The sequence below is a fragment of the Kitasatospora sp. NPDC023176 genome (assembly GCF_055560495.1).
Map to the genome: position 1 here is coordinate 1 of NZ_JBVHIP010000054.1, position 19,590 is coordinate 19,590.

Sequence of the window (19,590 nt, forward strand, 5' to 3'; positions counted from 1 at the left end):
CTGCGCCGCCCCCTTCCGCAGCGCGTCCCTCTCGCCTGGTGGGGAGGGGGTGGGTGGGTGGGGGAGGTGGGGGGAGGGGTGCGGGGGTGGGTGGGGGTGGCTTGGGGGTGTGGGTGTTGCGGGCGCGCGGGCTTTCGCCCTGCGCGCCCGCTGGGGGCGGGCTGCGGGCGGGCGGGTGGTGTGGGGGTGCGGGAGACTGGGCGCATGCCGGAGCTGCCTGAGGTGGAGGCGTTGAGTGTGTTCCTGGCCGAGCGGTTGGTCGGGCGGGAGATCGCTCGGGTGCAGCCGGTGGCGGTCAGTGCGCTGAAGACGTATGACCCGCCGGTGAGTGCGTTGGAGGGGCGGACGGTGGGGGCGGTGACGCGGCGCGGGAAGTTCCTGGACATCGAGGCGGGCGGGCTGCACCTGGTGGTCCACCTGGCCAGGGCGGGGTGGTTGCGGTGGAAGGACGGGTTGCCCGCGGAGCCGCCGCGTCCGAGTCCGCGGAATCCGTTGGCATTGCGGGTGCGGCTGGCGGGGGAGGGCGGGGACGGGTTCGACTTGACCGAGGCGGGGACGAAGAAGGGGCTCGCCGTGTATGTGGTGGGCGATCCGGCGGAGGTGCCGGGGGTGGCCAGGCTCGGGCCGGATCCGCTGGATCCGGGGTTCACGGTGGGGGACTTCGCCGCTTTGTTGCGGGGCGACCGGCGTCGGTTGAAGGGGGTGCTGCGGGACCAGAGCGTGTTGGCGGGGGTGGGCAACGCGTACTCGGACGAGGTGCTGCACGCGGCCCGGATGTCGCCGTACAAGCTGGCGTCCAGCCTCACGGAGGAGGAGACGGCGCGGCTGTACGAGGCGCTCGGCGGCACGTTGCGGGAGGCGGTGGAGCGCTCGCGCGGGCTGGCGGCGGGGGAGCTGAAGGCGGAGAAGAAGCTGGGGCTGCGGGTGCACGGGCGGACCGGTCAGCCCTGCCCGGTCTGCGGGGACACGGTGCGGGAGGTGTCCTTCGCGGACTCCTCGCTGCAGTACTGCCCGACCTGCCAGACCGGGGGCAAGCCGCTGGCGGACCGGCGGCTGTCGCGGCTGTTGAAGTGAGGCTCGCTCCAACAGCCGCGTTGTGCCGGGTTCAGCGCTTGATGGCGACGCCGCCCCAGTAGTAGGCGGCCTTCGGGTCGGCGGGGGGCTCGCCGTCGGGCCGCCAGGCGAGCACTGGGGAGAGGCCCGGTTCGACCAGGTCCCAGCCGTCGAAGAAGCGGAGTACGTCGTCGTAGCCGCGGGGGACGAGGGTCATTCCGCCGGCCCGGGCCGCTTCGGCGACCTTGCCGACCGCTTCCGGGGCGAAGTCCGCGGTGGGGGTGGTGAGGGCGATGCAGCTGCCGGCGGGCAGGGCGTCGCGCAGCGCGGCGACCCGGCCCCACGGGTCGTCCTCGTCGGCGATCAGCATCAGTACGGCGATCATCAGCAGGCCGACGGGCTGAGTGAGGTCCAGCGTGGAGGTGAGCGCCGGGTCGGCGAAGAGTTCCTCGGGCTTGCGCAGGTCGGCGTGGATGTAGGTGGTGCGGCTGGCCGGGCTGGAGACCATCAGGGCGCGGGCGTGGGCGAGCACGATCGGGTCGTTGTCGACATAGACCACCCGGGTGCCGGGGCTGACGGCCTCGGCGATCTCGTGGGTGTTCGGCGAGGTGGGGATGCCGGTGCCCAGGTCGAGGAACTGGCGGATGCCGTGTTCCCGGGCGAGGTGGCGCACGGCCCGGCCCTGGAAGGAGCGGTTGGCCTTGGCCATCTCCTTGACGCTGGGCACAGCCTCCTCGATGGCCTGGCCCATGGCGCGGTCCGGCGGGAAGTTGGTCTTGCCGCCCAGCCAGTAGTCGTAGACCCGTGCGGAGTGCGGAGTGGTGGTGTCGACGCCGAAACGTTCCCACTGGCTCAGCTCGGCGTCGTCGTCCTGCGGGCCCGGCTGGGGGAAGTCCTGACTTGTCGTCATGGCCACGTCCTCTGATGGCAGATCATCACACTGGGGAAGGCACAGCGTAGCGGCCCCGGCGGGAACCGGGGCGTCCGGTCGGGGAAGATCCGTCGACGGGCCGGGGTGGCGGGGTGGCGGGGCCCCGGTGTGGGCCGTCGGAGTGGTGATCGGAGCCGTCTGAGTTGCCCTCGGGGAGCGGTGGTGACCCGCGGGGCAAGCATCCAGAATGCTGTCTGATCGTCATATCAAGTTCCCGATGGCCTCCCGGATCACCTCGCGGAGGCTGCTGCTGGTCGCGGCCGGGATGTCTCTGCTCGGCGGCGCTTCCGCCTGCAAGGGCCCCTGGAGCGGAGGGGACGGGGGCGCCGCAGCTCCGGAGGGGCGGACGGAGGTCCTGGCGACGGAGACACCGGGGGCCCCGGTGTCCTCGGCCACGTCCTCCCCGACGCCCTCCCCGGTGCCGCCCTCCGCCGCCGGCACGTCGGGCGTGCAGCCCGTCCGCAAGGCGCTCAGTGACGCGGAGAGCAAGCCGGTGTACGAGCTGGACCCGGCGCAGCGGGTGGTGGCGCTCACCATCGACGACGGGCCGGACCCCCGGTACACGCCCCAGGTGCTCGCGCTGCTCCAGCAGCACGGGATCCGGGCGACCTTCTTCCTGATCGGCGAGAACGCCGTGGAACACCCGGCCCTGGTGCGGGAGATCGCGGACCGGGGGCACCACATCGCCAACCACACCTGGACCCACCCGGACCTGCGGCACATGTCCGAGAGCGCCGTGCGGGACGAGCTGGAGCGGACCAGTGACCTGTTGCAACGGACCACCGGGCGGTTGCCGACCTGGTTCCGGGCGCCCGGTGGGGACTTCTCGCCGGTGTCGCTCAGCGTGGCCGCCGACCTCGGGCTGCGGAACATGAGCTGGACGGTCGACCCCCGGGACTGGTCCCGGCCGGGGACCTCGGCGATCATCGACACCGTCCTCAAGGAGGTCCGGCCCGGCTCGATCGTGCTCAACCACGACGGCGGCGGGGACCGCTCGCAGACGGTGGCGGCGCTGAAGACGTACCTGCCGGTGCTGATCGACTCGGGGTACTTGTTCACGGCGCCGCCGAACTGAAGATATGAAAGGCGGAATTTCAGCCTCGAATATCTGCGGCATATGCCCATGGTTCCGGTAATGGCTTTGCTGTTTAAACCACTCGAATGGGTGGATTTGAAGAACCGTTTCTGCGGTTTTTGGGCTTCTAGGGTGATACCGCACCAGTTTCCGCAGGTACCCCGGGTACCGCCTGAAAGGCCCTTGATCATGCGTCTCCGCAATGCTGTCCTCGCCGTGGCCAGCGCCGCCGCCCTCGTCCTCGCCGTCCCGATGTCGGCCAACGCCGCCGAGGGCGAATTCTTCTACAAGGTCGGCCCTGGCGTCCCGGCCGGGCTCGACAGGCCGGAGAGCGGCACGTGCATCGACCTTTTCGGTGCGACGGAGGACCACCCGGCCTTCGCGCCGGAGAACTTCACCAGGTCCACGGCGACGGTCTTCCTGGACTTCGGCTGCCACGGTGACACCTACTACGTGATGAACCCCGGCAAGCGGCTCGGCGACCGGCTGAAGCTGCGCTCGGTCGTCTTCTCCTGAGGCCGACGGAATCGGCTCACCCGCGGGACGGCCCGGCGATCGGTAGTGCACCGATCGCCGGGCCGTCTGTCGGTCGGGGTGGCCCGGGCCGGGCTGGCGGCGTAGCGTCGAACTGTCCGGCCCGGTCGCCGGCGCCTCGTCGTGCCCTCGTGGTCTGCCCGTGCCCGTGGTCGGGCACCGCAGCCTGGGCAGAGCGAAGGAGGGCCTGGGATGACCGGCAACGGCTACGCACATCCCGAAGCGCTGGTCCGCACCGAGTGGCTGGCCGGCCACCTGGACGACGGGACGATCAGGGTCGTCGAAGTCGACGAGGACACCGACGCCTACGACCGGGAGCACATCCCCGGCGCGGTCGGCTGGAACTGGACCACCGACCTGCACAGCCAGGTCGGCCGCGACTACGCCGACCGCGAGGCCGTCCAGCACCTGCTGCGCGCCGCCGGGGTGGAGGACGACACCACGGTGGTGCTGTACGGCGGCAACAACAACTGGTTCGCCGCCTACGCCTACTGGCTGCTGCGGCTGCGCGGCTTCGGGCCGGTGAAGCTGCTGGACGGCGGGCGCAAGAAGTGGGAGCTGGAGGGGCGGGAGCTGACCCACGAGGTGATGGACTACCAGCACACCGGCTACCGGCTGACCGGCCCCGAGCGGCCCGAGCTGCGGGCGCTGCGGGACGAGGTGCTCGCCAAGGCGGAGGTGTTCGCCAAGCCCGGCGCGGACGCGGTGCTGGTGGACGTCCGCTCCCCGGCGGAGTTCCGGGGCGAGCTGATCGCGCCACCCCACCTGCCGCAGGAGCAGGCCCAGGTGCCCGGGCACATCCCCGGGGCGATCAACGTGCCCTGGTCGCAGGCGGCCAACGACGACGGCTCGTTCCGCTCGGCGGAGGAGCTGCGGGAGCTGTACGGGGGCAAGGGGATCGGGGCGGAGCGCGAGGTGATCGCCTACTGCCGGATCGGCGAGCGGTCCGCGCACACCTGGTTCGCGCTCACCGAGCTGCTGGGCTACCCGCACGTGAAGAACTACGACGGCTCCTGGACGGAGTACGGGTCGTTGGTGCGGGCACCGGTGGTGCTCGGGGCCTGAGCGGCCGTCGGGACGGCTGAACGGGTGGGGCGGCCGGGACGGGTGGGGCGCGTGACGGTGGTGCCACACCGTCATTTCGGCGCGTTTCTTTTCATGAACATCTCACAAATGGGGAGTGGGCACCGGGCCACCGGGACAAGGATCGATCCGACCGATCGTTCCGGTGATCCTGGAGGACCACGTTGCGCAAGAGACTGATCGTCTCCGCCGCCAGTGCTGTGAGCCTGTTCCTGGCCGTCCCCGCCTCGGCAGCCGACTTCCAACCCGGCGCGGCCGGGATCGGCGACCCCTACTACCCGACCTACGGCAACGGCGGCTACCGCGTCTCGCACTACGACATCCGGCTGAAGTACCAGCCCGCGACCGACGAGCTGGAGGGCACCACCACCATCCTGGCCACGGCGACCCAGGACCTCTCCCGGTTCGACCTGGACTTCGCGCTGAACGTCTCCGAGGTGCGGGTCAACGGGCGGCCCGCGGCCTTCGCCACCAGCGGCGAGCAGGAGCTGCAGATCACCCCGGCCCGGCCGCTGGCCAAGGGCAGCCAGGCCACCGTGGTGGTCCGCTACAAGGGCGTGCCGTCGACGGTCAAGAAGTACGGCTTCACGGCCTGGCACCGCACCCCGGACGGCGCGGTGGCGGCCGACGAGCCCGAGGCGGCCTGGTGGTGGTTCCCGAGCAACGACCACCCGAGCAACAAGGCCACCTACGACGTCTCGGTGCAGGTGCCGGACGGCAACCAGGTGATCAGCAACGGCGTGCTGACCGGTACCAGCTCGCAGGCCGGCTGGACCCGCTACAGCTGGCGCGAGAACAAGCCCCAGGCGACCTACCTGGCCACCCTCGCCGTCGGCAAGTTCGACATCACCACCGATACCACCGCGAGCGGGCTGCCGGTCTACAACGCGTACAGCAAGGACCTCGGCGAGAACGCGGACGCGGCCCGGGCCAGCGTCGAGCGCACCGGCGAGGTGGTGGACTGGCTGAGCGGCTACTTCGGCGACTACCCGTTCAGCTCGGTCGGCGGCTACGTGCCCAACGTCCCGACCGGCTACGCCCTGGAGACCCAGACCCGGGTCTTCTACAGCCCCAAGCAGTTCGCCAAGGGCACCAACACCTCGGTGGTCGTGCACGAGCTGGCGCACCAGTGGTACGGCGACAGCGTCTCGCTCTCGCGCTGGAGCGACATCTGGCTGAACGAGGGCTTCGCCCGGTACGCCCAGCTGCTCTGGTCCGAGCACGAGAACGAGGGCACCGCGCAGGAGCTGGCCGACTACATCTACGCCTCGCACCCGGCCGACGACGCCTTCTGGACCGTCAAGCCGGGAGACCCGGGGCCGGACAACCAGTTCGCCAGCGCCGTGTACGACCGGGGCGCGGTGGCCATCCAGGCGCTGCGCAACACCGTCGGGGACGAGAAGTTCTTCCGGATCCTCAAGGGCTGGCCCACCGAGCGCAAGTACGGCAACGCGACCATCCCGGAGTTCCAGGCGTACGCGGAGAAGGTGTCCGGGCAGAAGCTCGGCGACCTCTTCACCACCTGGCTGTTCACCGCCGCCAAGCCGGCCGTCGGGCCGGTGGCGCCGGGCACCCCGGCGGCGGCCTCGTTGGCGCCGGGTGCGCGGAGCGACGCGGACCGGGGTGACGTCCAGGCGCTGGTGGAGCCGAAGTCCTGGAAGAAGATCCAGGCGACCGACTCCGTCCACGACACGCGGCGTTGACGTTCGGCCCGGTGGTGAGGTGACGGGCGTGGCCCGGCCGGCCGTTCGCGTTCGGGAACGGGAGCGCGAACGGCGGCTCGGCCGGGCTACGCCGCTCCGGAGCCGTCCGCTGCCAGCAGTTCGGTCAGGCGGCGGACGGCGAAGGGTATGAGCTCGCGGACCGGGACCAGCCGGCAGGGCGCGTTGCCGACCAGCACCTCGCGGATGCCCGCCAGCTCCTCGAACTCCCGGCCCACGACCGGGAAGTAAGTGTCGTTGTCGTTGCCTACGTCGGAGGACTCGATCCAGACCCGCTCGCCCTGGATCGCCATCGGGAAGCGGCGGAGCTTCAGCCGGCGGTTCGGCGCGAAGGTCTCCGCGTAGTGCAGGAAGGTGTTGCGGTTGTGGCCCACGCCGACCAGCAGCACGTACCCGCCGAGGTCGTGCAGCGCGCCGAAGGGCGACTCCCGGCCGACGGCGAAGCCCAGCGAGCGGCGGGCCGTCACCTCCCGGGCGTGGGCGCCGACGGCGGCGACCGAGGCCTGCGGGTGGCTGCTGCGCAGGCTCTCCGGCAGGGCGCGCAGTGCCTCGGACACCGCGCCCATCGGTGACGGCAGGTCAGGGTGGAACAGCGGGACGCGGGAACGGAGTTCGGCGATCTCGGGGGTGGGCAGGCCCGCGTGGTCCGGCGCCGGGTCGCAGACCGTGGAGCCGGTGAAGGCGGGCACGGCCACCGTGCCGCCCGGCCCGACGGCCTCGCGCAGACTGGCCACCACGGCCTCGGCCCCGCCCTCGACCCGGCCGAGGCTGGACAGCGAGGAGTGCACGATCAGCGCCATGCCGGGGCGGACGCCGACCCGGCGCCAGCCGTCCACGAGGTCGGCGGTGGTGAGCGGGCTGGTGCCCGGAGTGGTCATGGTCCCCCCTGGTGGCGGTAGTGCTGGGCGTTTCTGGGCGCACTGGGCGTGCTGATGCTGATTCGTACCGGTGTGGCGCGATTGTTCGGGCCCGACCCTAGCGGGTGGCACTGACAATCGGTCAGGAGGGGGGACCCTGCGTCAATCCACCACCGGGCCGGTGGTCATCGGGTGTCCGCCTCCGCGAGGACCAGGGCCTCCTGCTCGGGGGTGAAGCCGTGGCCGAGCGGCGGCTCGCCGCGGCCGCGGTCCCAGGCGAGCACGTCGGCGGCGGTCACCGCGAGCGGGGTGGCGGGCAGCCCGGCCGCGCGGGCCCGGGCCGGGTCACGCTGCTGGCCCGGCCAGAGCGGTTCGGCCCGGACCAGCGGGAAGAACGGCGGCGGGGCGCTCTCCGGCGGCACGGGGACGATCTCGACCTCGGTGCCGGCGACCTCGGCGCAGGTGGTGATCAGCCCGCCGAGGGTGGTCGGTTCGGCCGGGCCGACGGCGTGGAAGGCGCCCGGCCGGCCGTCCTGGAGCAGCCGGAGCACCAGCCGGGCCAGATCGCGCGAGTCGACCACCTGCACGGGCTGCTCGGGGCGCCCGGGCAGCGCGATCCGGCCGCCGCGGGCCGCCCGGCGCACCCAGTAGGTCAGCCCGCGCTGCTCGTCGTACGGCCCGGCCACCTTGCCGGGGCGCACGATCGTCGCCCGGTCGCCGTAGCGGGCGGTGACGTCCTGCTCGCAGGCGACCTTGAGCCGGCCGTACGTCTCCTCGGTCAGCTGCTCGGCCTCGCGCAGCGGCTCGCGGAGCGGGGCGGACTCGTCCGAGCCGGGGGCGAGTCCGCCCCGGCGGTAGACGGCGTGGCTGGAGACGAAGAGGTAGCGGCCGACCCGGTCGCCGAGGGCGGTCATGGCCTGGCCGACCTGGTGGGGGCGGTAGCCGGTGACGTCCACCACGGCGTCCCAGTGGCCCTCGCGCAGGGCGGTGTGGTCGCCGGTGTCGCGGTCGCCGAGGAGGTGGCGGGCCTCGGGGAAGAGGCCGGGGTTGGTCCTGCCGCGGTTGAAGAGGGTGACCTCGGCGCCGCTGCGCAGGGCGTCGGCGGCGATCGCGCGGCCGACGAAGGAGGTACCGCCGAGTACGAGGATCCGCATGGGATCCAGGCTAGGACCTGAGGTCAACCCGATGTGTTCGGCCGGCCGGCGCGCTGTCCTCGGCCGCCCGTCCTCGGCCGCCCGTCGGGGGGCGGCCATCGGTGGGCGGCCGAGGCGGTACGGGCCGGGCGGGGTTCGCCGGCGGTCAGGCCGGGGTGGTGGGAGCCGGCACCCGCGGGCCGGTGGTGGCGGCCTCGGTGAGGATCAGTTCCTCGACGCCGTACAGGAAGCGCTCCATCGCGGGGCGCGGGAGGACGGCCGGGTCGGCGGTCATGGCCAGGCTCAGCGCCTCCGGGGACTGCAGGGCGTCCAGGGCGTAGGTCAGGCCGGGGCGGGGCTCGAACTCCACCGGCCAGCTGAGGGTGGTGCCTCCGTCGCCCGGGTCGGGGGTGGCCGGGAGCAGGTCGCGGGTGTCGTTGAAGACGCAGGAGCGGTCGGCGAGCGGCACGCCCTCGGCGGTGAGCCGCTCGGTCTCGGCGGCCAGGGCGAGCTTGTCGAAGTAGGCGTGCCGGTAGGTGCCGATCGCGGCGGCGTGGGTGCGGCGCACGACCTCGCCGAACTCGGCGGTGGCGTCCGGGAGGTGGAACAGGCCGTCGCCCGCGACCACGCTCACCGCGTTGGCCAGTTCGGGCAGGAAGCGGTTGTTGACCACGACACCGAGCACCGCCTCGGTGCGGCCGGCGAGCCGGGCGGTCATCGCGGCGGTGGCCGCCAGCAGGACCGAGGAGGTGCTCACCCGGTGGGCGGCGGCGACCCGTTCGACCGCGTGGGGGAGGGCCGGGGAGCGCAGCACGGCGTTGGGGAAGCGGGCGGGGGTGTCCTCGGCCGCCCCGGGCTGGGGGAACAGGCGTGGCGGGCCGAGCCGGAGCTTGCGCAGGACCTGCTTGCGGGCCGCCTCGTCGCGGCGCCGGCCGCGTTCGGAGGTCTGGAACCCGGCTTCCTCCAGGGGCTGTTGGGCGGGTGTGCGGAGTCCGGCGAGTTCGGCGGGGGAGGTGCCGAGGCTGAGTGCGGTCAGGTCGGCGATCAGCCGGCTCATCCCCGAGCCGTCGACGGCGGTGTGCGAGAGCACCAGGCTGAGGTGCCGGGCCAGGCCGTCGGCCGTCACCACGCCGACCCGGAGCGGCCAGTGGGCAGCCGTGTCGAAGGGGCGTTCCGCCAGCTCCCGGTGCAGTCGGGCGCCGGCCTCGGCCGGGTCGGCGCCGTCCGCCAGTGGCTCCACCGCGACGGTCAACACCCCGGCCGGGTCGACGACTTGGTCCAGTCCTCCGTCCGGTGCCGGGCGCAGCCGGGTGTGCAGCGAGTCGTGCAGGTGCAGCAGCCGTTCCAGCGCGTCGAGCAGGACGGGCAGGGGCAGGCCGGGCTCCAGCGGGGCGGCGGTGGCGATGTTGTAGCGCGGCGCGTCGGCCGGGGGCAGCCGGCGGACGGCGTCCCAGATGGCCCGTTGGCCCCACGTGGCCGGTCCGGCTCCGGACCGGCCGGACGAGAACGCGATCTCCAGCAGTTGGCGTGTGGTCACCGTGTGGCTCTCCGATGTGCGGTGGGTCGGTGCGTCGGTGCCGGTGCGTTGGGAGCGCGGGTGCTGCTGGGGAGAGTGTGGCGCACCACCGCCGGGGCGTCGAGAGCGCCGACCGGTTCCCGTACCCGTTCCGCCGCCTGGTTCGGCGGGGCCTTCGGGGTGCGGCTCGTTCGCGCTCCTATCCGCAGTCGAGTCGGGCTCAAGCCCGCCGCCCCAGCCTGCTGATGGCCTTCGGGGAACGGCCCGGTGGCCTGACGTCCCTACCGGACTCACCGGATCAACCGGACTCGCCGGACCCAGCGGACCCAGCGGACTGACCGAACTCACCGGACGCAGGCGAAAGGAACGGACTGTGACGCGACGTACGGACGGAGGCCGGCGATGACCCGGCGTGTAGTGATCACCGGAATCGGGGTGCGCGCCCCCGGCGGCCCCGGCACCAAGGCGTTCTGGAACCTGCTGACGGAGGGGCGCACCGCCACCCGGACCATCTCGTTCTTCGACGCCTCGCCGTTCCGCTCGCAGATCGCCGGAGAGGTGGACTTCGACGCCGAGGCCGAGGGGTTCAGCCTCCGGGAGATTCGGCGGATGGACCGGGCCAGCCAGTTCGCGGTCGCCTGCACCCGGGACGCGCTGGCCGACAGCGGCCTGGAGACCGACGCGCTCGACCCGCACCGGATCGGCGTCAGCCTGGGCAGCGCCGTCGCCTCCGCGACCAGCCTGGAGGCCGAGTACCTGGTGCTGTCCGACCGGGGCCGGGACTGGAGGATGGACCCGGGCTACCTGTCCCCGCACATGGCGGACTACCTCAGCCCCGGCGTGATGCCCGCCGAGGTCGCCTGGGTGGCCGGGGCGGAGGGCCCGGTGGTGATGACCTCCGACGGCTGCACCTCGGGCCTGGACGCCGTCGGCTACGGCGTCCAGCTGATCCGCGAGGGCACCGTGGACACCGTCGTCGCGGGGGCGGCCGACACCCCGATCTCCCCGATCGTGGTCGCCAGCTTCGACGCGATCAAGGCCACCACCCCCCGCAACGACGACCCCGCGCACGCCTCCCGGCCGTTCGACGGCTCGCGCAACGGCTTCGTGCTCGCCGAGGGGGCCGCGATGTTCGTCCTGGAGGAGTACGAGGCCGCCCGCCGACGCGGCGCCCACGTCTACGCCGAGATCGGGGGCTTCGCGACCCGCTGCAACGCCTACCACATGACCGGCCTCAAGACGGACGGCCGGGAGATGGCCGAGGCCGTCCGGGCGGCCCTGGACGAGAGCCGGCTGGACCCGACCGCCGTCGACTACGTCAACGCCCACGGCTCCGGCACCAAGCAGAACGACCGCCACGAGACCGCCGCGATCAAGCGCAGCCTCGGCGCCCACGCCTACGGGGTGCCGGTCAGCTCGATCAAGTCGATGATCGGCCACTCGCTGGGTGCGATCGGCTCCATCGAGATCGCGGCCAGCGCCCTGGCCATCGAGCACAACGTCGTCCCGCCGACCGCCAACCTGCACACCCCCGACCCCGAGTGCGACCTGGACTACGTGCCGCTGACGGCCCGGTCCCAGCGGGTGGACGCGGTGCTGTCGGTGGGCAGCGGCTTCGGCGGCTTCCAGAGCGCGATGGTGCTGCACCGGCCCGAGCGGGTGGGCGCATGAGCGAGCGCAGCGAGGTGGGCGCATGCGCCCCGGCGGTGGTCACCGGGATGTCGGTGGTGGCGCCCAACGGCCTGGGCACGGAGGAGTACTGGAAGTCCGTGCTGACCGGCCGCAGCGGCATCGGCGAGCTGGCCCGGTTCGACGTCTCCGGCTACCCGGCCCGGCTGGCCGGGCAGATCCTGGACTTCGCGGCCGAGGAGCACCTGCCCAGCCGACTGCTGCCGCAGACCGACGTGTCGACCCGGTACGCGCTGGTGGCCGCCGACTGGGCGCTGGCCGACGCCGGGATCGCGCCGGGCAGCCTGGCCGACTACGACATGGGCGTGGTGACGTCCACCGGGCAGGGCGGGTTCGAGTTCACCCACCGGGAGTTCCGCAAACTCTGGCACCAGGGGCCGCAGTTCGTCAGCGTCTACGAGTCCTTCGCCTGGTTCTACGCGGTCAACACCGGGCAGATCTCGATCCGGCACGCGATGCGCGGCCCGAGCGCCGCCCTGGTCGCCGAGCAGGCGGGCGGACTGGACGCCGTCGGCCACGCCCGCCGCACGGTGCGCCGGGGCACCCCGCTGGTGCTCAGCGGGGGCGTGGACTCCGCCTTCGACCCGTGGGGCTGGCTCTCCCAGTTCGCCACCGGCCGGGTCACCACGGCGGAGGACCCGGACGCCGCCTACCTGCCCTTCGACGCCGCCGCGAGCGGGCACGTGCCCGGTGAGGGTGGTGCGCTGCTGGTGGTCGAGGACGCCGAGTCCGCCCGGCGGCGCGGCGCGCGGCAGGTCTACGGGCAGATCGCCGGCTACGCCTCCACCTTCGACCCCCGGCCCGGCACCGGCCGCCCGCCGGGACTGCGCCGGGCCGCCGAACTCGCCCTGGCCGACGCCGGACTGACGCCCGCCGACATCGACGTGGTGTTCGCGGACGCGGCCGGGGTGCCGGAACTGGACCGGGCCGAGGCGGAGGCGATCAGCGGACTGTTCGGCCCGCGCGGCGTGCCGGTGACGGCACCCAAGGCGCTCACCGGGCGGATGGCCGCCGGCGGCGGGCCGGCCGACCTGGTCACCGCCCTGCTGTCGATTCGCGACCGGGTGATCCCGGGGACCGCCAACACCGGCCGGGTGCCCGAGGAGTACGGCCTCGACCTGGTCACCGGCGGGCCGCGCTCCGGGGAGGTGCGGGCCGCGCTGGTCCTGGCGCGCGGGCGCTGGGGCTTCAACTCGGCGGTGGTGGCGACCGCCGCGGCGGCCTGAGCGGACCGCCGCACGACGTACGACCGTACGACCGCATGACCGTACGACCACATGGCTGGATGACTGGATGGCGGCGCGACCGCCCGACCGCGCGACTGCTTGACGAAGACGGAAGACGACAGAGGAGACCACCATGGCAGAGCTGGACATCGACGACATCCGCCGGATCCTGGTCGCCTGCGCGGGCGCGCAGGACGGCATCGACCTGAGCGGGGACATCCTCGACACCTCCTTCTCGGACCTCGGCTACGACTCGCTCGCGCTGATGGAGAGCGCGGCCCGGATCGAGCGCGAGTACGGCATCGAGCTGCCGGAGGACCGGATCGGTGACGTCGGCACCCCGCGGGACCTGATCGCGCTGGCGCACGCGGCCCCGGCGGCCGTCCGGTGAGCGGCGAGCGGCGGCTGCTGCGCACCGAACACACCCGGGTCGTCCGGGCGGCGCCCGAGACGCTCTACGACCTGGCCGCGGACGTCACGCTGTGGCCCGCCGTCTTCGGGCCGAGCGTCCATGTGCACCACCTGGAGCGCGGCCCCGGCTTCGAGCGGTTCGAGCTGTGGGCGCTGGTCAACGGCGCGGTGAGCAGCTGGGTTTCGCGGCGCGCGCTCGACCCGGAGCGCCGCTCGATCAGCTTCGAGCAGGAGCGCAGCCGGGCGCCGATCGCTTCGATGGGCGGCGAGTGGCTGTTCCGCGACCTCGGCGACGGCCGTACCGAGGTGGTGCTGCGGCACCACTTCACCGCCGTCGACGACGACGCCGCGACGATCGACTGGATCACCGAGGCGCTGGACCGCAACAGCCCCGAGGAACTGGCGGCGCTGGCCCGGATCACCGAGACCGGGCACCCGCTGCGGGACCTGGTGTTCTCCTTCGTGGACACCCTGCCGCTCGACGGCGGGCCGGAGGCGGCCTACCGCTTCGTGGACCGGGCTGACCTGTGGGCGGAGCGGCTGCCGCACGTGGCGCGCGTGGTGCTGGCCGAACCGGCACCGGGCGTCCAGGAGTTGGAGATGGACACGGTGACCGCGGACGGCTCGGCGCACACCACCCGCTCGGTGCGGGTGTGCCGGGAGCCGGAGTGGATCGCCTACAAGCAACTCCTGCCCCCGCAGCTGCTGTTCGGCCACAGCGGGCTGTGGACCTTCGGCACCGGGCCGGACGGGCCGGTGGCCACCGCGCGGCACACGGTGGCGGTGAACCCCGGCGCGGTGGAGCCGGTCCTCGGGGCCGGCCGCACGGTGGCCGACGCCCGGGAGTACGTCCGGGAGGCGCTCGGGCGCAACAGCCTCACCACGCTGTCGTACGCGACGCGGCGGGTGGCGCGCTCCTGAGCCGCGGTGGACGGGCCTGGCGACACGGAACGGGAGGGCGGCTGACCGCCCTCCCGTTGCGCTGTGCCCGGTCGGGCCGCTGGTCAGCCGATCAGGACCCGGGCGAGGACGGCCGAGCGGTCGGGGTGCCCGGTGACGACGCCGCTCATGCCCTTGGCGGCCTGCTCCCAGCGGTAGCTCCAGCCGGGGGCGTCGAAGCCGGTGCCGCCGAGGGCGAACTCGACCGCGCCGCCGGGGCCGGCGGTGGCCGTCCAGGCCACTCCGGGGAGGGTGAACCACTCGCCCGGGACGACCGGTCCGGGGGCGCACAGCGTCAGCAGGCCGCCGTCGTCGCCGTCGGCGCGGGCCTCGGCCGGTACCGTCCCGGCGTCGGCGAGCAGCCGGTGCCGGGCGGTCAGGGCGCCGGCCGGCGGGCGGAAGGCGATCCGCAGGTCCCACACCCGGCTGCTGAACTTGGGGCTGAACAGCAGGGGGTGGGGCCGGACGGTGACCTCGAAGGGTGCGCCGGCCGGGACCGCCGCCGGGGCGGTGACGTCGAAGCCGAGGGTGTACGGGATGGTGTGGGTGTCCTCGGCCGGTTCGGTGGAGACCTGGCAGGTCAGCGAGAGCGTCACCGGGGCCGTCAGGGTGGCCGTCATGGCTCAGGCCCCCCGCTCGGATATGACCAGCCCGCCGGCGCCCGTGCCGGTGCGCTCGCTGAGCTCGGCGCCCCGGCCGTAGCGCAGGTGCAGCTCGTCCATGGTCGGCGCGTCCAGGGCGCGCCAGCCGTGGCCGGCCAGCCAGCCGGGCGGGTCGGGCTGGGTGGAGCGCCACTGGGCGCCGATCGAGGACTGCATCTTCCGGAAGCCGCTGACGTCGCCCTTGTAGGTGGTGGTGGGGTTGACGTGTTCGACGGCCAGCCGGCTGGTGGGCGCGGAGAGCGCGCCGACCCGCTCGACCAGCAGGTCGTTGTCGGCGGAGGTCAGATAGGGCAGCAGGCCCTCGGCGAGCCAGGCGGTCGGGGCCTCGGGGCGGAACCCGGCGGCGGTGAGGGCGGGCGCCCAGTCCTCGCGCAGGTCGGCCGGGACGACGGTGCGGGTGCTGCCGGCCGGCGCGGCGGCCCGGCCGAGCACCGCCTCCTTGAACTCCAGCACCTCGGGGAGGTCGAGTTCGAACACGGTGGTCCCGGCGGGCCAGTCCAGCCGCAGCGCCCGGGTGTCCAGGCCGGCCGCGAGCAGCACCACCTGGCCGAGGCCGGCCCGGGCGGCGGCCAGCAGGTAGTCGTCGAACAGCGCGGTGCGCAGGGCGATGTAGCTGCCGAAGGTGCGCATGCTGCTGACCGCCTCGGCGCCGACGGCGTCCACGAAGGCCCGGGCGTAGGGGTCGTCGAAGAGCCGGTCGCGGCGGAGGCTCTCCTGTGCGCGGGCCACCGCCACACCGAGGGCGGTCAGGCCCACGCTCCGCGGCAGCCGGGGCCGGCCGGTGTCCGCCGGGGTCGGATCGAGCTGGCTCATCCTGTGGTTCCTCTCTCACACGCGGCGCGGTGCCGCTGGCCCGTTTGTCCCAGCTGCCGCTCGACTTCCGCTGGATTACTCCCGGCGGTTCGAGCGAAGTACCGTGACTCCAGCAGGATTTGAGTGTTCATCAAGTGATTCCACGGGAAGCTTGGCCGCGCACGTCGTGACCAGGCTCCGCAGAAGGAGGTCGTTGTCGGTGACCGGTGTCCAGCAGCAGAAGGTGCGGTCGGCCGTCGTCCGCAGTCCGGGGGCGGAGCGGCGGTTGCGGGTCGGCGGGGACCTGCCCTACTTCGACGATCCGGTCGAACTCCGGGACTACGTCCAGGCGTTCGAGGACCTCGGGTACGACCACCTCGGCTTCGGCGAGCACGTGGTCTCGGCCCGGACGGACGACTGGCCCTCGGAGATCTCGCCGTGCGCGCCGTGGCACGAGTCCTTCGTCCAGGCCGCCTACCTGGCGGCGATCACCTCCCGGGTGGAACTGACCGCCTCGGTGCTGCTCCCGCAGCGGCCGGTCGCGCTCGCCGCCAAGCAGGCGGCCGAGGTCGACCTGCTGAGCGGCGGGCGGCTGCGGCTGTCCGTGAGCGTGGGCTGGAACCGGGACGAGGTGCGGGCGTTGGGCGTGGACCCGGCCGTCCGCGGCCGGCTGATCGAGGAGCAGATCGAGGCGATGCGCCAGCTCTGGGAGGAGCCGTTCGTCAACTACCCCGGCCAGTACGTGCGGTTGAGCGAGGTCGCGCTCAACCCCCGGCCGCGGCGGCCGCTGCCGGTGTGGATGGGTGGTGGCTCCTTCGCCGACGGCGGGGTGCCGCAGCCGGCCGTGCTGGACCGGATGGCCCGACTGGCGGACGGGTTCCGGATGTTCGGCCCGCTGATGCGGGACACCGGCGCCGGGATGAAGGTCGTGCGGCGGCTGCGCGAGCTGGTCGCCGGCTACGGCCGGGACGCGGACGCCTTCGGGATCGAGGCGCGGATCCCGCTCCAGCTCGTCCCCGAGCAGGAGTGGGCCCCGCGCCTGGCCGACTGGCGGGAGGCCGGGGCCAGCCACGTCACGCTGTCCAACCGCCGTGGCGCGGGCGGCGTCCAGGCGGAGATCACCCGGCTGGCGCGGTTCGCGGAGCTGTCCCGCGAGGCCTGGTGAGGTCCTGACGCCTCGGCGGCCCCCCGGTATCCGCTACCGGGGGGCCGGCGGTACGTCGCGGGCCTCGACCCCCGGGGCGTCCGGGTCGAGGTTCCAGGTGATCACCCGGGCGGGGTGGATGCGGATCAGCTCGCCGCTGAAGTACGGGTTCGCCGGCGTCTCGTCGTAGCGGGCCTCGGCGCGGCCGCGGATCTCGATGCCCCGGCCGCGGAAGGGCGAGCGGGTGCTGCCCTCGGGCGCGTAGTCGTCCACGACGAGGGAGACCAGCGGGTTGGCCGCCACGTTGCGGAACTTGCGACTGGCGGCGAGCTTGGGGCCGCCGATGTCGATGGCGCCGGTGGCGGGGTCGACCGAGAAGCCGACCGGCCGGTTCTGCGGCTCGCCGGCGGGGCCGACGGTGGCCAGCCGGCCGTGGCTCTGGGAGGCCAGGTAGCGCAGTTCGGTCTCGCTGAACGGATTGGTCGTCATCACGGCGTCCGATCGTCGGGTTCGGGGGGCGTGGCGGTCTCGGTGCTGGTGCTGGTGCTGGCGCCGGCGCTGGTGCCGGTGTCGCCCTCGGCCTGAGCCGGGTCGCCGAGGTGGCGGATCAGCCGGCGCAGCTGCTCGCCGTAGTAGCGCTCGAACTCCGGGTCGTCCGGGGCCAGGCCGGCGACCTCCCGGGCGGTCTGCGGGAGCATCACGGGGGCGAGGATCATGCCCATCACGGCGAGCCGGACGAACCCCGGGTCGAGGTCGGCGGCGATCTCCCCGCGGGCCTGGGCCCGGCGCAGGTTGGCGAGGTCCTGGGCGAGGGTGGCGTCCTCGTGGACCTCGTCGGCGGCCGATCCGTCGCCGGTCAGGCCGCGCCAGACCATCAGCCGGGCCGGCCTCGGGTCGGCGAGCCCCGCCCGGAGGTAGCGGGCGGCGACCTCCTCCAGTGGCAGGTCGGGATCGGCGAAGACGGCCTCGCTCTCCGTCCAGCTGCGCTGCAGCTCGCGGTAGAGCCCCTCCTTCCCCCCGAAGTAGTAGTTGATCAGCTGCTTGTTGACGCCCGCGTTGGTCGCGATGTCCTGGACGCGGGCGCCGGCGAAGCCCTTCGTGGCGAACTCGTCGAGTGCGGCGCTCAACAGGGCCTGTCGGGAGCGGTCGGCGTCCCGCTGCCGCTCCTCGGGGGTGGGGGACCGTCGGGGATGCCGCCGCTTGCTCTCCACCTCGGTCGATGACTCGCTCATGGCGGCAGTCTACACCGGCATCACCCCTACGTGTGACTGCATCATCTGGGTAGGCGAGATAGTCATCCAGTTGGTTGACAGAACCGAACCACTGGCTGAGACTGCTGCTGTGAAAGCATCCAAGAACGCCTCAGCGCCCGTGGTGGAGAATCCGGGACTGACGCCGGAGACCCGGCGGGTAGTCGTCGTCGTGCTGGTCGGCGCCGTCCTGGCCTTCCTCGACGCCACGATCGTCAACGTCGCCCTCAAGACCCTCACCACCGAGCTGGACGCCACCCTCGACGCCGTCCAGTGGGTGGTCACCGCCTACCTGCTGGCCCAGGCCGCCGTCCTGCCGGTGACCGGCTGGGCCGCCCGCCGGGTCGGCGCCCGGCGCCTGTACATCGCCTCACTGCTGCTCTTCACCCTGGCCTCGGTCGCCTGCGGCCTGGTCGACAACGTGGGCGCGCTGATCGCCGCCCGCGCCGTCCAGGGCATCGGCGGCGGCATGATGATCCCCGCCGGGCAGATGATCCTGGTGCGCACCGCCGGCCAGGCCGGCCTGGCCCGGGTCATGGGCGCGGTCGGCATCCCGATGGTGCTGACCCCGGTCGTCGGGCCCACCATCGGCGGCCTGCTGGTCGACCACGCGGGCTGGCAGTGGATCTTCCTGATCAACGCGCCGCTCGGAGCGATCGGCCTCTTCCTGGCCGCCCGGCTGCTCCCCCCGGACCCGGTCGGCGAGGAGGCCGGACCGCTCGACCTGCCCGGACTCCTGCTGGTCGGCCTCGGCATGGTCGGCATCACCTACGGCCTGTCCGAAGCCGGCAGCGCGGGCCTGACCTCGGCCAAGGTCCTGATCCCGCTGCTGGCCGGCCTGGTGCTCACCGGCGGGTTCGTGCTGCGCTCACTGCGGGTGCCGCACCCGCTGCTGGACATGCGGCTCTACCGCAGCCGGCTGTTCAGCTCGGCGTCCTTCGTCACCTTCGTGTTCGGCGCCGCCACCTACGGCGGCATGATCCTGATGCCGCTCTTCTACCAGGTGGTCAGGCACGAGGACGCCTCGCACACCGGCCTGCTGCTCGCCCCGCAGGGCCTCGGTGCGGCGGTCGCGATGGGCATGTCCAGCCGGCTGTTCGAGAAGATCGGCAGCGTCACCTGTGTGATCGGCGCGGCGGTCAGCGTGGTCGCCACCCTGCCCTTCGTGCTGATCTCCGACGGCACCTCGTACTGGGTGCTCGGCGTGGCGATGGTGGTCCGCGGCCTCGGCATCGGACTGTCCGTGATGCCCGCCATGACCGCGGCCTTCCGCGCCATCGACCCGGACAAGATCAACGACGCCACCCCGCAGCTCAACGTCATGCAGCGGATCGGCGGCTCGGTCGGCACCGCGGTCTTCGTGGTGGTGCTCCAGCAGCACCTCGCCGGCGAGACCGAGCCCGCCGCCCAGGCCGCCGCCTTCGGCGACACCTTCTGGTGGGTCTTCGGCGCCGCGGTGCTGGCCGTGCTGCCGACCCTGCTGATGGCGGCCGTCGAACGCCGCCACCAGCAGGACCAGCCGCCCGGCGAACCCTCGTCCCCGCAACTCGTGGACGAGGGCGAGCTGGCCTGAG

19 protein-coding genes are annotated in these 19,590 nt (G+C 73.2%); 11 read left to right on the forward strand and 8 right to left on the reverse strand.

Annotated features, from left to right (window positions below):
• The first annotated feature begins 204 nt into the window (after nucleotides 1-204).
• Complete coding sequence (locus ACZ3YL_RS39375) at nucleotides 205-1,074, forward strand: Fpg/Nei family DNA glycosylase (protein WP_188309041.1); 870 nt, start codon at nucleotides 205-207, stop codon at nucleotides 1,072-1,074.
• A gap of 31 nt (nucleotides 1,075-1,105) precedes the next feature.
• On the opposite strand, the gene ACZ3YL_RS39380 is transcribed toward ACZ3YL_RS39375, so the two are convergent.
• Entirely contained in the window at nucleotides 1,106-1,963 is an 858-nt protein-coding gene (locus tag ACZ3YL_RS39380) for an SAM-dependent methyltransferase (protein ID WP_465662404.1), read from the reverse strand.
• A gap of 238 nt (nucleotides 1,964-2,201) precedes the next feature.
• Here ACZ3YL_RS39380 and ACZ3YL_RS39385 point away from each other — a divergent pair, with 238 nt between their 5' ends.
• From ACZ3YL_RS39385 to ACZ3YL_RS39400, 4 genes are all read left to right on the forward strand, one after another.
• The gene (locus ACZ3YL_RS39385; protein ID WP_465662406.1) at nucleotides 2,202-3,059 is read left to right on the forward strand and encodes a polysaccharide deacetylase family protein; all 858 of its coding nucleotides are present in this window, start codon (nucleotides 2,202-2,204) and stop codon (nucleotides 3,057-3,059) included.
• Nucleotides 3,060-3,248: 189 nt separating this feature from the next.
• On the forward strand, nucleotides 3,249-3,575 hold the full coding sequence (locus ACZ3YL_RS39390) for a hypothetical protein (RefSeq protein WP_465662408.1): 327 nt from the start codon (nucleotides 3,249-3,251) through the stop codon (nucleotides 3,573-3,575).
• A gap of 210 nt (nucleotides 3,576-3,785) precedes the next feature.
• The gene (locus tag ACZ3YL_RS39395; protein ID WP_465662410.1) at nucleotides 3,786-4,658 is read left to right on the forward strand and encodes a sulfurtransferase; all 873 of its coding nucleotides are present in this window, start codon (nucleotides 3,786-3,788) and stop codon (nucleotides 4,656-4,658) included.
• A 182-nt stretch (nucleotides 4,659-4,840) separates the two neighbouring features.
• Entirely contained in the window at nucleotides 4,841-6,379 is a 1,539-nt protein-coding gene (locus ACZ3YL_RS39400; RefSeq protein WP_188309036.1) for a M1 family metallopeptidase, read from the forward strand.
• A gap of 86 nt (nucleotides 6,380-6,465) precedes the next feature.
• Here the strand turns inward: ACZ3YL_RS39400 and ACZ3YL_RS39405 are convergent, their stop codons facing one another.
• The 3 genes from ACZ3YL_RS39405 to ACZ3YL_RS39415 all read right to left on the reverse strand — a co-directional run bounded on the left by ACZ3YL_RS39405 (nucleotide 6,466) and on the right by ACZ3YL_RS39415 (nucleotide 9,924).
• On the reverse strand, nucleotides 6,466-7,275 hold the full coding sequence (locus ACZ3YL_RS39405; protein ID WP_465662412.1) for an AAC(3) family N-acetyltransferase: 810 nt from the start codon (nucleotides 7,273-7,275) through the stop codon (nucleotides 6,466-6,468).
• A 164-nt stretch (nucleotides 7,276-7,439) separates the two neighbouring features.
• A complete protein-coding gene (locus tag ACZ3YL_RS39410; protein ID WP_465662414.1) occupies nucleotides 7,440-8,408 on the reverse strand; it encodes an NAD-dependent epimerase/dehydratase family protein in 969 nt (322 codons plus the stop codon).
• Nucleotides 8,409-8,553: 145 nt separating this feature from the next.
• Nucleotides 8,554-9,924 carry a condensation domain-containing protein gene (locus ACZ3YL_RS39415; RefSeq protein WP_188309033.1) on the reverse strand — a complete coding sequence of 457 codons (1,371 nt, stop codon included), beginning with the start codon at nucleotides 9,922-9,924 and terminating at the stop codon, nucleotides 8,554-8,556.
• Between the two features lie 381 nt (nucleotides 9,925-10,305).
• On the opposite strand from ACZ3YL_RS39415, the gene ACZ3YL_RS39420 reads away from it, so the two are divergent.
• The 4 genes from ACZ3YL_RS39420 to ACZ3YL_RS39435 all read left to right on the forward strand — a co-directional run bounded on the left by ACZ3YL_RS39420 (nucleotide 10,306) and on the right by ACZ3YL_RS39435 (nucleotide 14,150).
• The gene (locus ACZ3YL_RS39420) at nucleotides 10,306-11,574 is read left to right on the forward strand and encodes a beta-ketoacyl-[acyl-carrier-protein] synthase family protein (protein ID WP_465662417.1); all 1,269 of its coding nucleotides are present in this window, start codon (nucleotides 10,306-10,308) and stop codon (nucleotides 11,572-11,574) included.
• A complete protein-coding gene (locus tag ACZ3YL_RS39425; protein WP_188309031.1) occupies nucleotides 11,571-12,818 on the forward strand; it encodes a ketosynthase chain-length factor in 1,248 nt (415 codons plus the stop codon). Before ACZ3YL_RS39420 ends, ACZ3YL_RS39425 begins: the two co-directional genes overlap by 4 nt.
• A gap of 133 nt (nucleotides 12,819-12,951) precedes the next feature.
• The gene (locus ACZ3YL_RS39430; RefSeq protein WP_188309030.1) at nucleotides 12,952-13,209 is read left to right on the forward strand and encodes an acyl carrier protein; all 258 of its coding nucleotides are present in this window, start codon (nucleotides 12,952-12,954) and stop codon (nucleotides 13,207-13,209) included.
• Nucleotides 13,206-14,150: an aromatase/cyclase gene (locus tag ACZ3YL_RS39435; protein WP_317621429.1), complete on the forward strand. Its 945-nt coding sequence runs from the start codon at nucleotides 13,206-13,208 to the stop codon at nucleotides 14,148-14,150. The genes ACZ3YL_RS39430 and ACZ3YL_RS39435 overlap by 4 nt, the downstream gene beginning before the upstream one ends.
• Before the next feature lie 83 nt (nucleotides 14,151-14,233).
• Here the strand turns inward: ACZ3YL_RS39435 and ACZ3YL_RS39440 are convergent, their stop codons facing one another.
• Nucleotides 14,234-14,788 (reverse strand): hypothetical protein, encoded by a 555-nt coding sequence (locus ACZ3YL_RS39440; protein WP_188309029.1) that lies wholly within the window; start codon nucleotides 14,786-14,788, stop codon nucleotides 14,234-14,236.
• Nucleotides 14,789-14,791: 3 nt separating this feature from the next.
• Nucleotides 14,792-15,643: an SAM-dependent methyltransferase gene (locus ACZ3YL_RS39445; RefSeq protein WP_465662420.1), complete on the reverse strand. Its 852-nt coding sequence runs from the start codon at nucleotides 15,641-15,643 to the stop codon at nucleotides 14,792-14,794.
• Between the two features lie 199 nt (nucleotides 15,644-15,842).
• Between ACZ3YL_RS39445 and ACZ3YL_RS39450 the strand changes: the two genes are divergently transcribed.
• The gene (locus tag ACZ3YL_RS39450) at nucleotides 15,843-16,787 is read left to right on the forward strand and encodes a TIGR03619 family F420-dependent LLM class oxidoreductase (protein ID WP_465662422.1); all 945 of its coding nucleotides are present in this window, start codon (nucleotides 15,843-15,845) and stop codon (nucleotides 16,785-16,787) included.
• Between the two features lie 33 nt (nucleotides 16,788-16,820).
• Here ACZ3YL_RS39450 and ACZ3YL_RS39455 read toward each other — a convergent pair whose 3' ends face one another.
• Nucleotides 16,821-17,255: a PPOX class F420-dependent oxidoreductase gene (locus ACZ3YL_RS39455; RefSeq protein ID WP_188309026.1), complete on the reverse strand. Its 435-nt coding sequence runs from the start codon at nucleotides 17,253-17,255 to the stop codon at nucleotides 16,821-16,823.
• Nucleotides 17,255-17,998, reverse strand: a complete 744-nt coding sequence (locus tag ACZ3YL_RS39460; protein WP_465662424.1) for a TetR family transcriptional regulator — start codon at nucleotides 17,996-17,998, stop codon at nucleotides 17,255-17,257. The genes ACZ3YL_RS39455 and ACZ3YL_RS39460 overlap by 1 nt, the downstream gene beginning before the upstream one ends.
• 109 nt (nucleotides 17,999-18,107) lie before the next feature.
• On the opposite strand from ACZ3YL_RS39460, the gene ACZ3YL_RS39465 reads away from it, so the two are divergent.
• Nucleotides 18,108-19,589 carry an MDR family MFS transporter gene (locus ACZ3YL_RS39465; RefSeq protein WP_465662426.1) on the forward strand — a complete coding sequence of 494 codons (1,482 nt, stop codon included), beginning with the start codon at nucleotides 18,108-18,110 and terminating at the stop codon, nucleotides 19,587-19,589.
• The last annotated feature ends 1 nt before the right edge of the window (nucleotide 19,590 follow it).

Bases quoted from the DNA above. Each gene is read 5' to 3' on its own strand.
- ACZ3YL_RS39375 (WP_188309041.1), top strand. From the start codon at position 205: ATGCCGGAGCTGCCTGAGGTGGAGGCGTTGAGTGTGTTCCTGGCCGAG.
- ACZ3YL_RS39380 (WP_465662404.1), bottom strand. From the start codon at position 1,963: ATGACGACAAGTCAGGACTTCCCCCAGCCGGGCCCGCAGGACGACGAC.
- ACZ3YL_RS39385 (WP_465662406.1), top strand. From the start codon at position 2,202: ATGGCCTCCCGGATCACCTCGCGGAGGCTGCTGCTGGTCGCGGCCGGG.
- ACZ3YL_RS39390 (WP_465662408.1), top strand. From the start codon at position 3,249: ATGCGTCTCCGCAATGCTGTCCTCGCCGTGGCCAGCGCCGCCGCCCTC.
- ACZ3YL_RS39395 (WP_465662410.1), top strand. From the start codon at position 3,786: ATGACCGGCAACGGCTACGCACATCCCGAAGCGCTGGTCCGCACCGAG.
- ACZ3YL_RS39405 (WP_465662412.1), bottom strand. From the start codon at position 7,275: ATGACCACTCCGGGCACCAGCCCGCTCACCACCGCCGACCTCGTGGAC.
- ACZ3YL_RS39410 (WP_465662414.1), bottom strand. From the start codon at position 8,408: ATGCGGATCCTCGTACTCGGCGGTACCTCCTTCGTCGGCCGCGCGATC.
- ACZ3YL_RS39420 (WP_465662417.1), top strand. From the start codon at position 10,306: ATGACCCGGCGTGTAGTGATCACCGGAATCGGGGTGCGCGCCCCCGGC.
- ACZ3YL_RS39425 (WP_188309031.1), top strand. From the start codon at position 11,571: ATGAGCGAGCGCAGCGAGGTGGGCGCATGCGCCCCGGCGGTGGTCACC.
- ACZ3YL_RS39430 (WP_188309030.1), top strand. From the start codon at position 12,952: ATGGCAGAGCTGGACATCGACGACATCCGCCGGATCCTGGTCGCCTGC.
- ACZ3YL_RS39440 (WP_188309029.1), bottom strand. From the start codon at position 14,788: ATGACGGCCACCCTGACGGCCCCGGTGACGCTCTCGCTGACCTGCCAG.
- ACZ3YL_RS39445 (WP_465662420.1), bottom strand. From the start codon at position 15,643: ATGAGCCAGCTCGATCCGACCCCGGCGGACACCGGCCGGCCCCGGCTG.
- ACZ3YL_RS39455 (WP_188309026.1), bottom strand. From the start codon at position 17,255: ATGACGACCAATCCGTTCAGCGAGACCGAACTGCGCTACCTGGCCTCC.
- ACZ3YL_RS39460 (WP_465662424.1), bottom strand. From the start codon at position 17,998: ATGAGCGAGTCATCGACCGAGGTGGAGAGCAAGCGGCGGCATCCCCGA.